Origin of the sequence: Kribbella sindirgiensis (assembly GCF_004331435.1) — a bacterium.
Taxonomy (GTDB): domain Bacteria; phylum Actinomycetota; class Actinomycetes; order Propionibacteriales; family Kribbellaceae; genus Kribbella; species Kribbella sindirgiensis.
Genome location: NZ_SJKA01000004.1, coordinates 346,866 through 363,301, shown reverse-complemented (window position 1 = coordinate 363,301; position 16,436 = coordinate 346,866). Strand labels below are relative to the sequence as shown.

General features: G+C 66.4%; 18 protein-coding genes. 11 read left to right on the top strand and 7 right to left on the bottom strand.

The window, feature by feature from the left end; all coding sequences use genetic code 11:
* Positions 1–513: a hypothetical protein gene (locus E0H50_RS13575; protein WP_131287770.1), complete on the bottom strand. Its 513-nt coding sequence runs from the start codon at positions 511–513 to the stop codon at positions 1–3.
* Positions 514–680: 167 nt separating this feature from the next.
* Here E0H50_RS13575 and E0H50_RS13570 point away from each other — a divergent pair, with 167 nt between their 5' ends.
* The gene (locus E0H50_RS13570) at positions 681–998 is read left to right on the top strand and encodes an acyl carrier protein (protein ID WP_165547104.1); all 318 of its coding nucleotides are present in this window, start codon (positions 681–683) and stop codon (positions 996–998) included.
* A gap of 220 nt (positions 999–1,218) precedes the next feature.
* On the opposite strand, the gene E0H50_RS13565 is transcribed toward E0H50_RS13570, so the two are convergent.
* Positions 1,219–1,797 (bottom strand): hypothetical protein, encoded by a 579-nt coding sequence (locus tag E0H50_RS13565; RefSeq protein ID WP_165547103.1) that lies wholly within the window; start codon positions 1,795–1,797, stop codon positions 1,219–1,221.
* A gap of 192 nt (positions 1,798–1,989) precedes the next feature.
* On the opposite strand from E0H50_RS13565, the gene E0H50_RS13560 reads away from it, so the two are divergent.
* From E0H50_RS13560 to E0H50_RS44485, 8 genes are all read left to right on the top strand, one after another.
* A complete protein-coding gene (locus tag E0H50_RS13560) occupies positions 1,990–2,601 on the top strand; it encodes a DUF6529 family protein (RefSeq protein WP_202868125.1) in 612 nt (203 codons plus the stop codon).
* Between the two features lie 25 nt (positions 2,602–2,626).
* Positions 2,627–3,103, top strand: coding sequence for a Rieske (2Fe-2S) protein (locus tag E0H50_RS13555; RefSeq protein ID WP_131287760.1), 477 nt, complete (start codon positions 2,627–2,629; stop codon positions 3,101–3,103).
* Between the two features lie 6 nt (positions 3,104–3,109).
* A complete protein-coding gene (locus E0H50_RS13550; RefSeq protein ID WP_131287758.1) occupies positions 3,110–3,721 on the top strand; it encodes a COG4315 family predicted lipoprotein in 612 nt (203 codons plus the stop codon).
* Between the two features lie 300 nt (positions 3,722–4,021).
* Positions 4,022–4,438, top strand: coding sequence for an anti-sigma factor (locus E0H50_RS13545; RefSeq protein ID WP_238150948.1), 417 nt, complete (start codon positions 4,022–4,024; stop codon positions 4,436–4,438).
* A 222-nt stretch (positions 4,439–4,660) separates the two neighbouring features.
* Complete coding sequence (locus tag E0H50_RS13540; RefSeq protein ID WP_131287751.1) at positions 4,661–5,227, top strand: RNA polymerase sigma factor; 567 nt, start codon at positions 4,661–4,663, stop codon at positions 5,225–5,227.
* An 83-nt stretch (positions 5,228–5,310) separates the two neighbouring features.
* Entirely contained in the window at positions 5,311–5,883 is a 573-nt protein-coding gene (locus tag E0H50_RS13535) for an RICIN domain-containing protein (RefSeq protein WP_131287748.1), read from the top strand.
* Positions 5,884–5,908: 25 nt separating this feature from the next.
* Positions 5,909–6,481 carry a nitroreductase family protein gene (locus tag E0H50_RS13530; protein ID WP_131287746.1) on the top strand — a complete coding sequence of 191 codons (573 nt, stop codon included), beginning with the start codon at positions 5,909–5,911 and terminating at the stop codon, positions 6,479–6,481.
* 845 nt (positions 6,482–7,326) lie between these two features.
* Entirely contained in the window at positions 7,327–7,431 is a 105-nt protein-coding gene (locus tag E0H50_RS44485; RefSeq protein WP_165547101.1) for a response regulator transcription factor, read from the top strand.
* On the opposite strand, the gene E0H50_RS13515 is transcribed toward E0H50_RS44485, so the two are convergent.
* Positions 7,402–7,593 carry a hypothetical protein gene (locus E0H50_RS13515; RefSeq protein ID WP_131287740.1) on the bottom strand — a complete coding sequence of 64 codons (192 nt, stop codon included), beginning with the start codon at positions 7,591–7,593 and terminating at the stop codon, positions 7,402–7,404. The two genes, E0H50_RS44485 and E0H50_RS13515, sit on opposite strands and share 30 nt — an antisense overlap.
* 146 nt (positions 7,594–7,739) lie before the next feature.
* Between E0H50_RS13515 and E0H50_RS13510 the strand changes: the two genes are divergently transcribed.
* A complete protein-coding gene (locus E0H50_RS13510) occupies positions 7,740–8,564 on the top strand; it encodes a DUF427 domain-containing protein (protein WP_131287737.1) in 825 nt (274 codons plus the stop codon).
* 27 nt (positions 8,565–8,591) lie between these two features.
* Here the strand turns inward: E0H50_RS13510 and E0H50_RS13505 are convergent, their stop codons facing one another.
* The 3 genes from E0H50_RS13505 to E0H50_RS13495 all read right to left on the bottom strand — a co-directional run bounded on the left by E0H50_RS13505 (position 8,592) and on the right by E0H50_RS13495 (position 10,292).
* Positions 8,592–9,056 (bottom strand): hypothetical protein, encoded by a 465-nt coding sequence (locus E0H50_RS13505; protein WP_131287734.1) that lies wholly within the window; start codon positions 9,054–9,056, stop codon positions 8,592–8,594.
* Complete coding sequence (locus E0H50_RS13500) at positions 9,053–9,535, bottom strand: pyridoxamine 5'-phosphate oxidase family protein (protein WP_165547100.1); 483 nt, start codon at positions 9,533–9,535, stop codon at positions 9,053–9,055. Before E0H50_RS13500 ends, E0H50_RS13505 begins: the two co-directional genes overlap by 4 nt.
* Positions 9,536–9,641: 106 nt before the next feature.
* Positions 9,642–10,292 carry a TetR/AcrR family transcriptional regulator gene (locus tag E0H50_RS13495; RefSeq protein ID WP_131287728.1) on the bottom strand — a complete coding sequence of 217 codons (651 nt, stop codon included), beginning with the start codon at positions 10,290–10,292 and terminating at the stop codon, positions 9,642–9,644.
* Positions 10,293–10,398: 106 nt separating this feature from the next.
* Between E0H50_RS13495 and E0H50_RS13490 the strand changes: the two genes are divergently transcribed.
* Positions 10,399–12,984, top strand: a complete 2,586-nt coding sequence (locus E0H50_RS13490) for an ATP-binding protein (protein ID WP_131287725.1) — start codon at positions 10,399–10,401, stop codon at positions 12,982–12,984.
* Between the two features lie 546 nt (positions 12,985–13,530).
* Here the strand turns inward: E0H50_RS13490 and E0H50_RS13485 are convergent.
* On the bottom strand, positions 13,531–16,419 hold the full coding sequence (locus E0H50_RS13485) for a helix-turn-helix transcriptional regulator (protein ID WP_131287722.1): 2,889 nt from the start codon (positions 16,417–16,419) through the stop codon (positions 13,531–13,533).
* Positions 16,420–16,436 lie beyond the last annotated feature (17 nt).

Below are 16,436 nucleotides of genomic sequence, written 5' to 3'. Positions count from 1 at the left end.
TCAGTTGCGGCAAGGCAGGTCGCCGTGGATCAGGTACGACAGTTGTGGTCCGAAGTGTGGGATCGGATGGCCCTCTCGGCTGACCGCCATGCCGATTCTGCGGTAATAGGGCACCATCGGCCCGGCGCACATGCCGTACGCCTGAGTGTAGGCAGAGTTCGCGATCAACCAGCTCGCGGCACGGTACAGCAACAGGCACGCCGTTCCCACGCCCGCGGCAGGGTGCGCGACGAAGCGTCCGACTTCGAGGCATCGATCGTCGAGCGGCGGCAACGCGAACGGCAGATCGACTCCTGAGAGCTCGCCGATCCCGGACGAGTACGGCACCGCCCGGATGGTTGCCAAAAGCATGTTGTCCGCTTCGGCCATCCAGACGAAACCCGCCTGGTCTCGAGCGTCGTCCTGATCTGGGTGAAACCAGGATTGCGCGTCACACTCAGTTCGGCGTAGTTCCTGCACGCGGCAGAGGTCGCGATCGGTCTCGGCAAGGCGTACGACCAGCGTGTTGTACATGCGGGGCTCCTAGAGGACGACGTCCGGCGAATCGGACCGTACACGAGATCCTCGCGTCCGACATGGGGGGCAAGGTGAGGAGAATCCCTCATGTCTTCGGGGTTCCCACTCGTTATGGTGCTGACGAGATGCCCAGAGCTGACCCGGCACACCAGGAGGTACCGACTGTGGAATCGAACGCCGGCGACTACACGCTTGATGACTTCCTGGCCGAGTTGGCTTCCGTCGTCGAGTGCGTGAAGTCGCAGACCTACGACATCGGCGCTGCGACGCCGATCGCTCAGCTGGGTCTCGACTCTCTTGAAATGCTCGAGGTTCTGGTCATGATCGAACAACGGTGCAGCACGACCCTGATCGGAGACCCTGGCCTGGTTCGCGCCACCACCTCCGAAGACCTGTACAGGCTCGCTCAGCTCAACCGGACGAACGATGAACCGTCTTCGAGACCCGTTGCGTATAGCCAGGTAGGAAGACCCGGTGAATGATCGGCGCATCCAGCGTTCTGGTCGCCCCGTGATGCGCCCGCACCGAGTCCGGTGATAGGTCGGTCGAGCCCCCTCGCTCCGATTCGATCGACGTCACCACTGCCGCTGCCTGGCCGGTTCCACCCCCCTGACGGCCGGGCAGCGGCCCCTTACAAGACGAAGCTCCGGGATGCCGATTCGTCGGCATCCCGGAGCTTTGCGTTCGGCGTCGAGCCGGGATCTACTTGGTGGTCTTCTTGATCACCGGCTTGCCGTCGGCCTTGACGACAGACCAGTTGCCGCCGACACCCTCACCCTTCATGTCGGTCGGGACCTTGTCATCCTGGAATTTGTACAACGGCCATCCTCCGAGTGTGACCTGGGTGTACTCGGTGCGGTCAGGTCGGCCGACCGTGCCGACCAGCGACTGATCGATGCCGTCGACCTCGACCTTGCTGCCGTCGGTCAGCGCCGGCGGCCAGGTGATGAGGCAGTCGAAGCCACAATTGACCTTGGGTGGCTTGTTCCCGTCTGCCTCGAAGCGGTATGCCGTCCAGCCGTTGATCGTGACGATGTCTGCCTCGACACCTTTCACCGTGGCATGGCGGAGCTCCAGCTTGATCGGACCTGGAGTGACCGTCGGACTGGGGACCGGCTCCGCCGGACTTCCGGGTTCCGTGGTGGTAGCCGACGGCTCCTGAACGGCCAGGCTGGGCGAGCTCGCCGACCCGCCTGAGCTGTTGCCGGTGCTGGAGGCGTCGCAGGCAGTGAGGCCGAGTACCACTGCACAACTGATGGCCAGTAGGGGTGTGTATCTCATCGCTGTCTCCATGACGTGGCTACCGCACGTCGTGTGACGGGCAGCGCCGGGGATGACGCGCGGTCGGGACGCCGACCGGCATCCGGTCACCTGTCTCTACGAACGGCATGACGCGATCGGTTCTCGGGACGAACCGATCGCGGCTCGGCGTGCGTACTGCCGCGCGAGGGAACAACAAGGGACGGATCGAGCATGGACGAGATCGAGATGCGCGCGAAACCGGCGACGAGAACTGGTCGGCCGAGTCATCACAAACCGCGTGAAGTGGCGGCAACGGCGCTGGCAGGTGTGGCGCTCGTCGGAGCACTGGTGGCGGTCGCCCTCGGGACGTACGGCCGGTCCCACACTCCGACCGGCAGGCCGCTCGCACTGGTCATCGGCTTCACCGACATGGCCCCGATGAAGGCGTGGCTTGCGACCGCCGGGGTGCTCCTCGGCCTCGCTCAGGTGTTGTCCGCGGCCTGGATGTGGGGTCGCCTGCCAATACGCCGAGAGGCCCCGCACTGGCTCGGGCAAGCTCATCGATGGTGTGGCTCGCTGGCTTTCGTCCTCACTCTGCCCGTCGCCTACCACTGCCTGTGGAGTCTTGGGTTCGGAACGGATTCGCCCCGAACCGTTCTGCACTCGGTCTTCGGCTGCGCGTTCTACGGCGTCTTCGCCAGCAAGATGCTTGCCCTGCGCACCAAACGACTGCCCGGCTGGCTGCTTCCTGCTGCCGGCGGCCTGCTGTTCGCACTACTCGTCGGGGCGTGGGCGACCGCGTCGTTGTGGTACTTCACCCAGCCCGGCGTGCCGCTCAAATGATGCCACCTATGAAGAGGAGTCACCGATGATGACGCATGGCCGCTCCCTGGATCGCCGCGCGGTCCTGCTCACCGGTTCACTGGCAGTCGGCGCCGCCCTGACCGGCTGCGTGGTCGAGCAACCGGCGAGTTCTCCGGCCGCCCCACCACCGGCATCCACCGGGTCCGGCAACGGACAGCAGCCCGAGCCTACCGAGCGGCCTCAAGGCGGCGGGGTCAAGCCGCTGGCCGTGGTCAACGACATCGCGCCGCAAGGCGGCGTGGTCGTCAAGGACGAGAAGGTCGTCGTCACACGCGACGCGGAGGGCACGCCGCACGCGTTCTCCGCGGTCTGCACGCACCGCGGATGCCTGGTCGCTTCTGTTGAACAGGGAACCATCAACTGTCCGTGTCATGGGAGCAAGTTCGACATCGCCACCGGCGCTCCGGTCGGCGGGCCGGCCAAGAGCCCGCTCGCCCCGGTGTCGGTCGAACTGCGTGACGGCTCCATCTTCCGGGCGTGAGTCGTCGTGCCTTGGATCAAGAACCTGCCGACGACCATCTGGGTGGCCGCCGCAGCCGCCACACTGACGTGCTTCAGCCCGGTCGTTGGTCAGGTCGTCACCAGTCCTGCAGCGACGTCGAGTGCGGTCGCGCCCGAGGCGCCGGTCGACGCTGGAACCGTGACGACGCCTGGGGGCGAGGCGCCTGCTACGCCGCAGTCCGTCTCGCCGCCAAACACACCGCCTGTCGAGTCGAGCACGCCTAAGCTGTCGGCCGAGACAGTCGCGGCTGGAGCGACGGCCCTGGGGCCTGCTGCTGTCGACAAGGACGGCCACACGTTGTACCTGTCGGTGCTCGACAGCAACGACCCGCCGCGCTCGGTCTGCCTGAGTGACAAGTGCCTCGCCGCCTGGAAGCCGCTGTACGCGCCCGACGGCCACGCGAAGCCAACAGCAGGCCTTGGAGTCGATCCCTCACGTCTTGGTGTCCTGGAGCGGCCGGACGGGCGACGACAGGTGACGCTCGGGGGATGGCCGCTCTATCGATTCGACGGCGACACATCGCCGGGCGAGGTCCGAGGAGAGGGCCTCAAAGGCACCTGGCACGTCATCCGTCCGGACGGCAAACGGGCACGGTAATCGGAGCGGCTGACTGCGAACCGTCACCGCTCTACCCGGCGTAGTGCTGAGTGACAGCAACGGTGGACGGAGGCTGGGAAGAAGATGAGGGACGAGCAATCTCAGGATTCGGTTGCGAGCGGTGATCGTGAACTCGAGTCGCTCCTCCGGCTACCGGAGATGTGGGCTGCGGTACCGACAGACCTGAAGGAGCGCTGCCTCGCGGTCAACCGAGCGCCCGGGTCAGATCTGGAGAATGTCGTGCCGTTCGGGCGTCCCCGTTCGCTCCGTCATCGCGCTGCGCGGTCACGGCGACGCTTGGTGGTTCTGGTCGCGGCGGCCGCGGCCATCGTCGTGGGCGCCACCGGTTTGGTGACCACGCTTACGCAACCGGACGCACAGACGTTCGCGCTCTCCGGTACAGAGCTGGCGACAGGTGCCAAAGCGCGGGCCGAACTGCGGGACACACCGAGCGGTGTCGAGATCACCCTGCGGACGAGCGGCCTCGACGGCGCCGCCCCCGGCACGTACTACGAGGCCTGGGTCAAGGGAGCAAAGGGACTGGTTCCGATCGGCACCTTCCACCTTCGCGGCGAGTCGGATCGCGTTGTTCTCTGGTCCGGGGTCGACATGGCGGCCTATCCCGCTATGACCGTGACGGTTCAGCCGGAAGGGGGAGGCGCCGCGTCGTCGGGACGCGTGGTTCTGTCCGGAGCGGTACCTCCCGGCAAGCGCTGACCCGATCTCACTCCGAGCCTTGTTGCCCGTGCGGCAGCAGGGCTCGGCTCGCCATACCTAGGCATAGCGGCGCGTCTAGGTATCCGTTCGCACGCGGAATTAGGCATTCACATGCCGATGCTGCCCACCACCGGAGTGCCGCATCTTCGAGGAGTTGGGGAGCTCGATCTAGGAGGAGCGGGGACATGTCCGGACGTGGCGGTTGGTGGATGAAGGCAACCGATGGCTGAGCAGTTCTACGGCGAGCCGACACTTGCTGAACGCTTTCGCGACGGTGACTCATCCGCGTTGTCCGAAATGTACGGGAAATACTCGGCGCCGATGTTCGTCATCGCGCTCAAACTTCTCGGTCGGCGTGATCTCGCGTCCGATGCGGTGCAACGGGCGTTCGTTCAGGCATGGCAGGCGGCCGATCGTTTCGACGTCAGCCGTGAGTTGCAGCCGTGGCTGTATGCGATCACGCGAAGGGCAGCGATCGATGTCTTCCGGCGCGAGCGCCGTGCTGCGGACACACTCCCCTTGGAGCCAGAGCAGCTCGACCGCGTGGTGTCCGTGGAGGACGTGACGATGGAAGAGACATGGCGGATCTGGCAGGTCCGGCGTGCGCTGGACGAGCTGCCGGCGGACGAACGCGATGTACTGCGTCTGGCCTATCACGAGGGCATGTCGCAGAGTGAGGTCGCACAGCATCTCGGCATCGCACTCGGTACGGTCAAGAGCCGGACGGCGCGCGCTCAGCGTCACCTTGCGGAGAAACTTGCCCATCTCCGGGAGGACGTGCCGCTCTGACGCGGTCGAGAACCGGTGCGCCGTGTGCCTCCGTACTCCTTGGCAGACAGTCAAGTCACCAAGAATCTCTGCAAGGAGTACCGATGAAGAATATGTCGCGCCGCCTGCTCGGCGTAGCCGTTACCGCCGTCGTGGCGGCAGGTGTGGCCGTCGCGAACCCGGTGGCCGCTCAGGCCGCGGACCTCCCGCTCGCGGAGGTCGGCATCCGGTCGGACGCCAACCAACTGCTGATGATCACTGCCAACAAGGGGTTCAGCGGCATCGCGAACGTCTTCTTGGGCAAGGCGCTGCCGACCTCGCCCGTTCCGGACACTCAGCGATTCCTTCCGTTGAAGATGAGTGACGGGTCGTATGCCCTGTGCAGCAAGAGTGTCTCGGCCTCCGGCGGTACTCCCCTCAGCATCAGCTGCCTGGACATCACGGCCGACTCGACGGCACCGGGCGCGACGCTGATCATCAAGCCGTTCGACGGCACGCCGTCGCAGCGGTGGGTGGTCGAGAACAAGGATCCGGCGCGTCCGAAGACGTTGACCCTCCGCAGCAAGTGGAGCGGGCTGTACGTTGACGCCGGTACGAGCCCGGTTGACCACTCGCTGCCGAAGCAGCAGAAGTTCAAGCCAGGCCCGAGCCAGCGGTTCTTCATCAAGACCGCCTGATCCACCGGCGCGTAGAGGAGACGAGATGCCGCAGCGGCGCCCCGACATCCATCCGGTGCTCCGGCAGCGCTGGAGTCCGCGGTCGTTCGACCAGCAGGCGGAGCTGTCGAACGACGAGTTGAAGTCGCTCCTGGAGGCGGCTCGCTGGGCGCCATCGGCGGGCAACTCGCAGCCATGGTCATTCCTGCTCGCGCGGCGGGGCGACGACCAGCACCGTCGCATTGTCAGGCACCTGGCGCCGAGCGCGGCCGCGTGGGCGCCTGCTGCCGGCGCACTGATCGTCAACCTCTGCCATCGGTACGTCGAAGGCACCGACTGGGACTACTCGGAGTTCTCGGTCTACGACCTGGGACAAGCTGTCGCCCACCTGACGATTCAGGCGACGTCGATGGGTTTGGCCGTGCGCCAGTTCCGCGCCTTCGACAAGCAGGCGCTGACCACCGATCTGCAGGTTCCGAATCACTGGGACATCATGACGATCGCCGCAGTCGGTGCATCCGTCGCAGGACAGGGCGCACAGCGTGACCGCCGGCCGGCCCATGACCTCCTGTGGTCGCCGGCTCGAAAGCCTGCCGAGTCAGAGATTCTCGTTTCGTAGTCCAGTCTGAACTCCGGTGAAGCCGGCACGGCAAGTCCGCCGTTCTCGATGCGTTCCTCGGCCGCGTCGATACGACGGTCGACGTGCTGGTCGGACGACGCGATGACCTGCTGGCGCCCAGGGTCCTGGACCCGATCAAGGAGGCGGTCCGTGGCTTCGGCGGGTGGTCCCCGGCTCCGCGGATCTGGACCTCGTCGAGCTGCTACTCGGCGGCGCAGTCACGGTTCTGGCCGAAGCCGCTGGGGGGCCTGACGGTCGATCGGGGACGTCTCTCCTTCCGCCGCGAGATTCGCCAGATGCACCGTCGAGCAATCATTTCCGGTGGTGCGCCGGCGGCTGCTGAACCAACGCGTCGTGGAGGCGCTGCAGATGATCCGGAGCCAGATCTCCCGTCGATCGTCCACCATGCGGCCTACGCACGTGACTATCCCAACGTACTTTGGTTCGCACCTCAGGCCGCGCGCCAGGCAACCGACGCCTGCTCGCACCGCCAGGCGTTGACGACCCTCGAGGCAGTGCTACCGTACGCCGGCCCTCTGCCGTTCCGGCTATGCGCAGATCTGTACCACGGGTGTGCCAGAAGTTGCAGGCTGCCAGACGGCGAGCACGTCGCACGGGTGCGGATTCATCGCTGCCTACGCCTACTTCAGCCTCGCCGAAGTAGCGTGCCGAATCGTGTGGTGGGCCGGGCCGGCGGAGGAGATCGAGGCAGAAATAGCGCTGCCCGGAGAAGTTGCTGCTGGTTCTGTGCGAGGGAGCTCGCGGTCATTTCGATATCGTGATTCTGATCGCGAACAGGCTGTCTGATCCCGAGATCGCCGCCAAGCTCGTTCTCGGTCCGGACCGTGCATCACCACGTCGCGGCCATCCTCCGGAAGCTGAATGTATCGAACCGCCGAGAGGCAGCGGCGACGGCGCGTTCATTGGGTCTCTTCGGAGACCTGCGGTAGCGATTGGCGCTCCGAGCAGGTTCCGCTGTGCAGCGGCTGCAGATCAGAACCGCCCTGGTCGTCGTGCGCGATCGGGAAGCCGCACACGACGCAGGTCCGGAACGGGAACTCGCGCGCCACTAGCGAACGGTTCCGGGCAGTTTGGAGGCTGATGGCCGTCATGTCCGGGTCACTCCTTCATCGTCGGCACTCCTGTCAGGCTGTACGACCGGGTCTCCGGCAGTGGTTCGCGGGGTCCGATCGGTGGTCACCGAGAACCGACCGGGGCCGTTGGTGCGTAGTGCACTGATCAGGAAGGTGGTGCCGCCATGGCTTTGACCGTTGAGGACGACTATCTGTCGTCACTGCCCCAGCTCCGCTACTTCTCGACGCCACGACGCGTTCGCGCGGAGGCCTTCGGCCGAGTTCTCGTCGAGAGCGGAAGCGCCCGCCTCGTGTGGGAACCCGGCCGGGTCGTTCCGCAGTACGCCGTACCAGTCGCGGCGTTGCGGGGTGAGCTGTCCGACTCCTCGGCCGCGGTACCGGACGCGCGGCCGGTCACGTTCCTCGGCGTGGAGGCGCTCGATCCGAGCACGCCGTTCGGGGTCCATAGTTGCCCAGGGCGATCAATGCGGCTCCGGGCGCCCGGCGGAGATCTGGACGGCGCCGTTTTCCTGCCCGCCGACCCGGATCTGGACGGCTGGGCGGTCCTCGACTTCGAGGCGTTCGACACCTGGTTCGAAGAGGACGAGGTGATCTTCGGTCATGCGCGTGATCCTCGCTCGAGGGTCGAGGTACGACGATCCGCCCGGCATGTCGTGGTCGAGGTGAACGGCACGGTCGTCGCGGACTCGAGACGGCCTGTGCTGGTGATGGAGACATTCCTCCCGACGCGCTTCTACTTGCCCCGGGAGGACGTGGCCATGCGGCTGCTACGGCCCAGCAGCACCCGGAGCACGTGTGCGTACAAGGGTCATGCCTCGTACCTGTCCGTGGACCTCGGTGCGGATCTGCACCAGGATCTCGCCTGGACCTACGAGGACCCGGTCGCGGAGGTGGGAAAGATCGCCGGACTGATCGCGTTCCTCGACGAGAGGGTGGACGTGACGGTGGACGGCGAACACCAGCCACGTCCCAGGTCCCCTTGGAGCTGAGGCGCACCCCGAAAGGGGGGCGGTCGGCTACGTCGACCGCGCTCGCTTCTTCGCCGCGATGATGGTGCGCCAGGGAATCGGTGGCGGGTTCTGACCGGTGCGGCGCAGATAGCCCTCTGCGTCCTCTCGCGACTTGGCGAGTGAACGAAGGGCCGTGCGCATCAGACCGACCGGATTGCCCCGATTCCGCATGATCCATCGGAACTGTGCAGGCATGAACACGATGCCCATGCCGTCGGACGTCGTCGTTCCCTTGGCGATCAGGCCGCGCAGCTTCCAGCCGTGTTTGTCGTGGCTGTGCGCCATCAGACAAGCGGGTCCGGAATCGAAGCGGAGCCACGCGGGTCGCCGGATCCTCAGAGCCTGGCCGTCGTTGACCGGCTCCGGTCGGCAACGAACGGCTACCGGATATCCGTCGGGTTCGACGAGCGCGAGAACGGCGCCGTACTCGAACGTGATTATCGCCTGGTTGATCTCGCGTCCGAGGCTCACAGTTTCACCACCTTCGGGCTGGTCGTCATGTCGCCGTCCGGCCACCAGCGGATCCGTTGTGGTACGACGTGGATCTTGACCCGTTGGTAGTACCACGACATGTACTTGCGTGTGATGGGGTCTGTTCCGATGCCTTTGGTCTGCTTCTGCCAGGCCACCGAGTACCACTCGGCCAGCTCGTCGTCCCAGGAGGTGACGGCAGAGACCGTGGCGTCGCCCTGTATGAGGACCGCCGGTTCGCCGTCGAGCCCGCTACCTGTCGGGTCCGAGTAGAGTACTGACACCTTCGGCGTCCGGCGGATGTTGTAGATCTTGTGCGGCAGTCCGATGCCGGTGGTGACCATGACGCGCTGATGCCGGGACTGCCAGAGCGGCAGCACCGGGACGGTGACGGGTTGGCCTTGTTGGGACACGGTGGTCAACTCGGCTGTGATGTAGGCCGTCAGGACACTCATGACCTCGGCCGGAACGGCATTCATCAGCACACCATGCCGCCGACAGTCCACGCGCGCCATAGGCGATGGATGCCCATTTCCACCGCGGTCGGTGTCCACGGAGTACCTAGGCAGACGGTGAACTGCGCGATCATGACGGAGCGAGCAGTTGCCGGCAGACCGCCTCGTGCAGCCACCACTCGAACTCGTCGGGCGACCAGCCACGGTCGAGTACCAGTCGCACGTAGACGTGTGGATCCGTGTGGAGCCACGCGATGTCGACCGCATGCTCGATGCGGAGATCCTGCCGAAGTGCACCCAGCTCGCGGAGACGGGGGATGACCAGTTCGGACATGAACTTGCGCCGCTGCTCCTCCAGCTCGTCGAGCAGTACCCGAGCGGCTGGGTCCTGGCCTGCCGCCGCGATGAGCACCTCATAGAGAGCGCCCAATCGATTGTTGATGCCGGCAACGATCCGGGCCAGGCCTCTGAGTAGGGCGACCGGATCTGATTCCAGCAGCGTCGAACGCATCTCTGGTCGCTCGGCCAGTGCGATCGCTTGCTCGTCGCCGACGAGAAGCCAATCCAGCGCCACCTTCAGCAGTTCGACTTTGCCACCGACAGAGGTGAAGACCGTCTTGCGGCTGACGCCTGCTGCGTCGGCGACCGCGTCGATGGTTGTTGGCCCGAACCCGCGCTCGATGAACAGCCTCGTGGCTGCGGCGACGATTGCCTCTTGGGTTCCCCGGGCTTGCCGCGCCCGCAACGTCGATGTGTAGGTCCGCTTGACTGCGTCGACCATTTTAGGTAACCATAAGTGTAGTCATTTCCCTGAATGTAACACTAAATCGGCTCCCGAGTACAGAGCCACCTGAGCTGGATGCTGCAGTCGGAGGGGTGTATTGGCGATGTCGGGCGCGAGGAGGGCGAAGTCCGTACTCGTGGAGCGGGATGGCGTCCTTGAGGGACTTGTGTCCGCCGCCAAGCGCTTGCGAGCAGGTGGCAGTTCTGTGGTGATGATGAGCGGTGAAGCCGGCATCGGCAAGACCACCGTCATCAACGCCTTCGTCGAGCGTCTGGACACCGACTTTCGGCTGCTCCGTGGCAACTGTGACGATCTGCTGGCGCCGACCGCCCTCGGTCCCTTGCGTGAAGCCTTCCGCGACAGTGACGACGGGGTCCGGGCACCTATCGACGTTGGCGATCTGGGTTCGGTACTGCCGGCGATCGTTGCCGACCTCAGCGGCAAACGCGCGACTGTGTTGATCCTCGAGGACATGCATTGGGCTGATGACGCATCGATCGATGTCGTCCGGTATCTGGTGCGGCGGCTCACGCAGCTCAACGTCCTCCTGGTGATAACCGTCAGGTCCGACAGCCTGGCGGCGCGTCGCCCCTTGCGAGCCCTTCAAGCAGCGCTCAACGGCGCGTTCGTGCAGCGAGTCGTCCTCGGACCTCTGTCGCCGGCCGGAGTTCGAGTCCTGGCGGAGGGCTCCGGCCGGGATCCGGAATACTTGCACAGGTTGTCTGCGGGCAACCCGTTCTATCTCACCGAGTTGCTCGAGGCACCCGGTGACGGCGGCACCCCGCTGACGGTCGTGGACGCGGTCGTCGGTCGGGCCATGGCCCTCGATCCTGCAGACCGGGCGGCAGTTGAGCAACTGTCGATCGTACCCTGGCCTGTCGATCTCGACTTCGCCGAACGGCTGCTGGGCGAGGGGTTCAAGGGCCTGGCCACCGCAGAGACCAACGGTCTGCTCGAGTTGAGTTCCGGAACCGTGCGCTTCCGTCACGAGATCGCGCGCCGGGCGATCGAGGAGACGATCCCTCAGATCCGTCGCATCGCGATGCACCGGGCGGTGGTCACAACTTTGCTGGCCCGCGTCGAGGTCGACAGCGCCGCAGTGGTGCACCACGCCGTCGAGGGTTTCGATGTGGCGACCATCCTCCGTTTCGCCCCGAGCGCCGCGCGGCAGGCGGCGCGCGCCGGATCGCACAGGCAAGCCCTGATCTGCTTCGAGGCGGTGGTGCCGTTCGCAGACGGATTGGAGGCCAGCGAGCGGGCGCAGCTTCTCGACGACTATGCGTGGGAGCTCCATATCGCCCACCGGTTCGATGACGCCGTCAGGGCGGCTGGGCGCGCGGTCGGTGTTCGCCAGGAGGTCGGCGATGTCGTGCCGTGGATCGAGACGATGCTGCGGTTGGCCCGCCATCGCTACATGGCTGGTGATACGGCCGGTGCTATCACGACCATCGAATGCGCCGAGCAGCTTGCGCGGCCGTCCGATTCCGCTGAGGCGCGGGCAGCGACGATGACGTACCGCGGCATGATCCTTGTGCAGACCGGACTGCTCGACGCCGCGATCGCCCTGCTACCCCGAGCGCGCGACGCCGCGGTGCAGGCGGGCCGGCCAGAGCTCGTCTCACTCTGTTCGAACTATCTCGGCGTCGCCCTGACAGACGCTGGTGACGCGCGCGGTCTGGCCTGCTTGCGGGACGCGCTTGCGAGCGCTCTGGAAGGTGGCCACGACGAGGCTGCGGCGCGGGCCTACACCAATCTGGCGGAGATCCTCTTCCGGCATGGCCTGATCGACGACCTCGGCAGCGTGCTCGAAGCAGGAGCGCGGTTCACCCAGGAGCGCGGTTTCTGGTCACACGCCTTCGGCCTCGAGGTGCACGAGGCACAGTGCAGTCTGCGTCGGGGCGACTGGGACGATGCCGAGCGCCGGTTGCAAAGCCTGGAGGACTCCGCACCGGATCCCGGGATGCTCGCCGTCTACCATCAGCCGATGGCAGCCCGGCTCCGGCTGCGTCACGGCGATCTGGTCGAGGCACATGACCTGGCTAGGGCGAGCTGGCACCAGGCCTGGATCCAGCAGTCTGTTGTCGGCATCTTGTACGGCGGGGTCGCCTACGCCGAATGGGCGTGGGTTGCCGGCCGTGGTGACATCGCCCAGGAGATCCACGATCGGCTCGCCCAGTACGACGTGCCCGCCGGTCTGCTCGAGAGCTTCGGCCAGATCTACCGGTTGCTGGCCCTGGCAGGCGCCGACGTGAAGGCATCGGAATCCATCGGCTCGCCGCCGATCGCCATCCGGGACCCGTACGAGCGCGCGGCCGGACTGGCATCCTCCGGATCGGTGGGCGATGCGCTGCAAGCGATCAGCATTCTCGACGCCCTGGGAGCAGTCGCGCCCGCGGACGATCTCCGCGGGCAACTGCGCAGGTTGCGGATCGCTGGCATTCCGTCCGGGCCGGTCTCTCGGGTCGGTGGCGGCAGGTTGACGCGCCGGCAGGCGGAGGTGCTGCGGCTGCTCGGAGCAGGACTGACAAACGCCGAGATCGCTGCCAGGCTCGTCGTCTCGGTCCGGACCGTCGACCATCATGTCTCGGCGATCCTCGGTCGTCTTGCCGCGGGCACCCGTCGCGAAGCCGTCGGACAGGCGGTGGCCCTCGGCCTGCTGGCAGCTCCGGTGGATGAGAAATCTGGCTGAGCCGAGAACCGTCGGCCGGTCGGCGCGCGTATAGCCTGACGAACCTTGATCGCGGGTCAGTGGCGGCCGCCCACGGGCGGGAAGGCAGCTGGGGCACGGAGCCGGCGATTCATGGTGCGCGAGTTGCGCGGTCGTCCGCCACAGTGCTGTTGTCCCGGCGGCCGCAGGCGACTCGAGCGCGGCCGCTGCCCTCCTCCCCAATGTGGGCAGCGGCCGCTTCATCAGCCACGGCTGTGCCACGCGACGTTTCCGTCGTGAATCAGTTTGAAGGTAACCCCCGATATCCCCAGCTACGGATCAGGCTCGAACGACGCGCTGCGAAACGTGGATCCGTCTGGCCACCGGTGCGGTATGTGCGGATGAGGTCACTATCTATGGCTACCCGCTGGACCCGGACGACGATGTCACCAACCCGGGAGGCTGATGACGATCACGGTTGTCGGAGCAGGGTGTCGTCGCGGTCATCGTGCTCGGACCAGGACCCGCGGCTCTGGCCGCGCTGTGAGCACGGGCAGGACGCGGTACCCAGGTGCTGCGTCCGGCCGCCTACGGTAGGCACGATTCCGGCGGAGTGATGACCTCGGAGCCGTAGAGGAAGGTTGCAAGCCGCACCCGTGACCGGACGTTGAGTTTCGTGAAGATCGAGCTCAGATGGCGCTCCACCGTCTTCTCGCTCAGGAACATCGCAGTCGCAATCTCACGGTTGGTGAGGCCGCGCGCAACATGTCCGGCCACTTCGTACTCCCGACGGCTCAAGGTTCCGAGGCGCTCCTCTGGTTGGTGCTTGCTGGAGGTGGGGGAGTAGTGGACTCCGTGTCGACGCAACTCGCGAATCGCGGCCTCCTCGAGGCGTACGGCGCCGGCAATGGTGAACGCCTGATGGGCCGCCCGGAGCTCGCTGACAGCGGCGCTCCGCTTGCCGTCGGCCCGGAGCGCACTGCTCAGAACGACACGAGCCAGCGCAGCCTCCACTGGCATGGGCACAGTTGTGAAGAGTTGCTCGGCCGTGGCAGCGCGCTCGACTGCCGCCGCACTGTCGCCGCGGTCGAGGAGCAGCCTGCTCTCCGCAAGCGCCGAGTAGGCAGCCGCCGATCCTCCCAGCTCCTGGCTGGCCTTGACGGCCCCAGCAACCAGCTGCCGCGTAAGGATTCGATCTCCGCGCGCCAGCGCGGCGCGCACGAGGAGTTCGAAGGTCGCGGATCTCCCAGTTGGATGGAGGCCGGCCAGCTCAACACCGCCGCAGCCGCGCATCACGGCTTCAAGGCAGGACAGCGCCTCGTCGGCGTCCAGCAGCACCCGGCCATTGGCCTCGACGCAGCAGGCTGTCACCCAGTTGGTCCCACTGCGCTCCTTGAGCCGAACAGCATCCGCGAAACGCGCCGCCTCCGGCCTGTCGCCCTGAAGTAGCACGACCTCCACGAGTACCGCCGAGGAGAGCAATGCGAGGTGATCGGAATCCAGCAGCCGTGCGAGCTCGAAGGCTTCCAGCAGCGCCCGCCGTGCCTCGGCCAGCCGGCCGAGGCGGCGAAGCGCATGGCCATGAACGGTCAGCAGGAGGGCAAGAGCCAAGACCTGCTCGGACTGACGGGCAAGCGCAACTGCGCGAACGAGGCGGGCGATCGTCGAATCGGCGCGGCCCGAGACCAGCAAGGCCCAGGAGCACCAGGCGACCACGATGACATCTTCGAGCAGCGCTGCGTCGGGCATCGAATCGATGGCCTCACCAGCGAGGTCCGCATGGTGCGACCCGGCTCTGAGATCACCGTCGAGGACGAGCACGTACGCCGCAACGCATCGGGACGCCACACCGATGCTCGTGCGCCCGAGTGGAGCCGCTTCGGAAAGGAGTCGATTCACGTCTCGTCGTGCGCCGACGCGGTCACCCTCAAACCACCGGGTCAGCGCACGATGCTGAACAAGCCTTGTCGCTGTTGCGGACGGGCGCGTCACGCAGGCGTCGATCTCGGCGCTCAGGACTGCATCGGCCTCGGCGTACCTGCCGCTGTACTCGGCGGCCTTCGCAGCGCCTAGGCGGGCTCTGGACCGAAGCGCCGAAGGCAGTTCGGCATCTCGTAGCGCATTGAGGAACACTTCCCTGCTCTCCTGCAGCGCGCCGGCATCCAGGCCCGCCTCGGCCTGGGCGACCATGAGCTCCGCTCGGCGCGAGTTGGATCCGGCGTCGTCCGGAAGAAGCCGGAGTGCACTGCGATACCAGCGTGCCGCCGACGCGGGCGAGGTCCATCGGGCCGAGTCGCCGGCGCGCACGAGGACCTCGATGGCGTCGCGGTCGCCCACCGTCGCTGATTGCTCGACATGGTGTGCCCACAGCACTGCCGACGCGTGGCTGTCACGAAGTGCCTGCGCGGCCCGGAGATGGGCCAACCGGCGCCAACCTCCGCCGGAAGTCTCGTAGACCGCATCGCAAACAAGGCGATGCCGAAACGCGAGTCGCCCCGGAGTCTCGGAGAAACGAAGGATGTCCCGCCTCTCCAGGTCGTCCAAAGCCATGACCACTTCCTGGGAAGGGAGATCTGTCACGGCAGGAATCAATGCTGGATCGAAGTCCGGCCCAAGCACCGAGGCGGCTTGCGCTACCAGCAGAGTCGGTTCGTTCAAAGGTGCCAGCTCCGCTTGCAATGGTGCCGAGATGCCGGCGTTCGTCGGACTGCGTCCGTGGTCGGCGGCGAGGGCCAGAAGGTACTGCGGGATGCCGCCACTCAGAGCGTGCAGGCGATGCGCATCGAGGTCCTGGATGTCGTCGGCCAGCAGTTTTCGCGTCTCGCCGACGGATAGCGGAGCCAGCGGCTGACTGATGGCGTCGCCGGCTACAAGCATGGCGTCGACCACTGCGGTGAAGGTGCCGGGCGTCTGGCGAGGTCGGTAGGCGAGACCGAACACCACCCCGGTCGGAGGCCGGCGACACAGCTGCCCGAGGAGGTCGAGTGTGCCCTCGTCCGCCCACTGGAGATCGTCGATGATCAGGGCAAGAGGGCTCTGGTCGGCCAGCGCTTCCAGGAGGATGCGCGCCGCGGTCACCCGTCGTTGCGTGGCAGGCGGTCCCGGGACGGTGGCACGGGCCGTCGATGACGGTACGAGTGGCCGCAGTTCGGAAGCGAACTCATCGAGGATGGTGCTTACTCCGGGCGCGTCGCGATGTCGTGCGACGTACGGGTCCAGCGCGGCCGCCAAGGTTGCGAAGGGCCGGGGCGGCCGCAGTTGCCGGCCCTGAGCCGTGAGCACCGTGTGGCCGAGGTCGATGGCGTGGTCACGGAGCTCCGTGAGGAGTCTTGACTTGCCGAGCCCGGGGTCAGCGATGACAACCAGGGTGCGAGGTGATCGGTCGGGCCGGCGAAGCACAACGTCCCAGCTGTTGAACTCGGCCTCCCGGCCGACGAGGCGCCGGCGGTGCCTGCTGGTCTTCGGCCCCACTAGCATGCTTCAACACCACCAGT

What these genes read in the sequence shown, in the direction of transcription:
- E0H50_RS13515 (WP_131287740.1), bottom strand. Translation starts at nt 7,593, where the DNA reads ATGACGGCCATCAGCCTCCAAACTGCCCGGAACCGTTCGCTAGTGGCG.
- E0H50_RS13530 (WP_131287746.1), top strand. Translation starts at nt 5,909, where the DNA reads ATGCCGCAGCGGCGCCCCGACATCCATCCGGTGCTCCGGCAGCGCTGG.
- E0H50_RS13535 (WP_131287748.1), top strand. Translation starts at nt 5,311, where the DNA reads ATGAAGAATATGTCGCGCCGCCTGCTCGGCGTAGCCGTTACCGCCGTC.
- E0H50_RS13575 (WP_131287770.1), bottom strand. Translation starts at nt 513, where the DNA reads ATGTACAACACGCTGGTCGTACGCCTTGCCGAGACCGATCGCGACCTC.
- E0H50_RS13495 (WP_131287728.1), bottom strand. Translation starts at nt 10,292, where the DNA reads ATGGTCGACGCAGTCAAGCGGACCTACACATCGACGTTGCGGGCGCGG.
- E0H50_RS13510 (WP_131287737.1), top strand. Translation starts at nt 7,740, where the DNA reads ATGGCTTTGACCGTTGAGGACGACTATCTGTCGTCACTGCCCCAGCTC.
- E0H50_RS13500 (WP_165547100.1), bottom strand. Translation starts at nt 9,535, where the DNA reads ATGAATGCCGTTCCGGCCGAGGTCATGAGTGTCCTGACGGCCTACATC.
- E0H50_RS13485 (WP_131287722.1), bottom strand. Translation starts at nt 16,419, where the DNA reads ATGCTAGTGGGGCCGAAGACCAGCAGGCACCGCCGGCGCCTCGTCGGC.
- E0H50_RS13490 (WP_131287725.1), top strand. Translation starts at nt 10,399, where the DNA reads ATGTCGGGCGCGAGGAGGGCGAAGTCCGTACTCGTGGAGCGGGATGGC.
- E0H50_RS13555 (WP_131287760.1), top strand. Translation starts at nt 2,627, where the DNA reads ATGATGACGCATGGCCGCTCCCTGGATCGCCGCGCGGTCCTGCTCACC.
- E0H50_RS13560 (WP_202868125.1), top strand. Translation starts at nt 1,990, where the DNA reads ATGGACGAGATCGAGATGCGCGCGAAACCGGCGACGAGAACTGGTCGG.
- E0H50_RS13540 (WP_131287751.1), top strand. Translation starts at nt 4,661, where the DNA reads ATGGCTGAGCAGTTCTACGGCGAGCCGACACTTGCTGAACGCTTTCGC.
- E0H50_RS13565 (WP_165547103.1), bottom strand. Translation starts at nt 1,797, where the DNA reads ATGAGATACACACCCCTACTGGCCATCAGTTGTGCAGTGGTACTCGGC.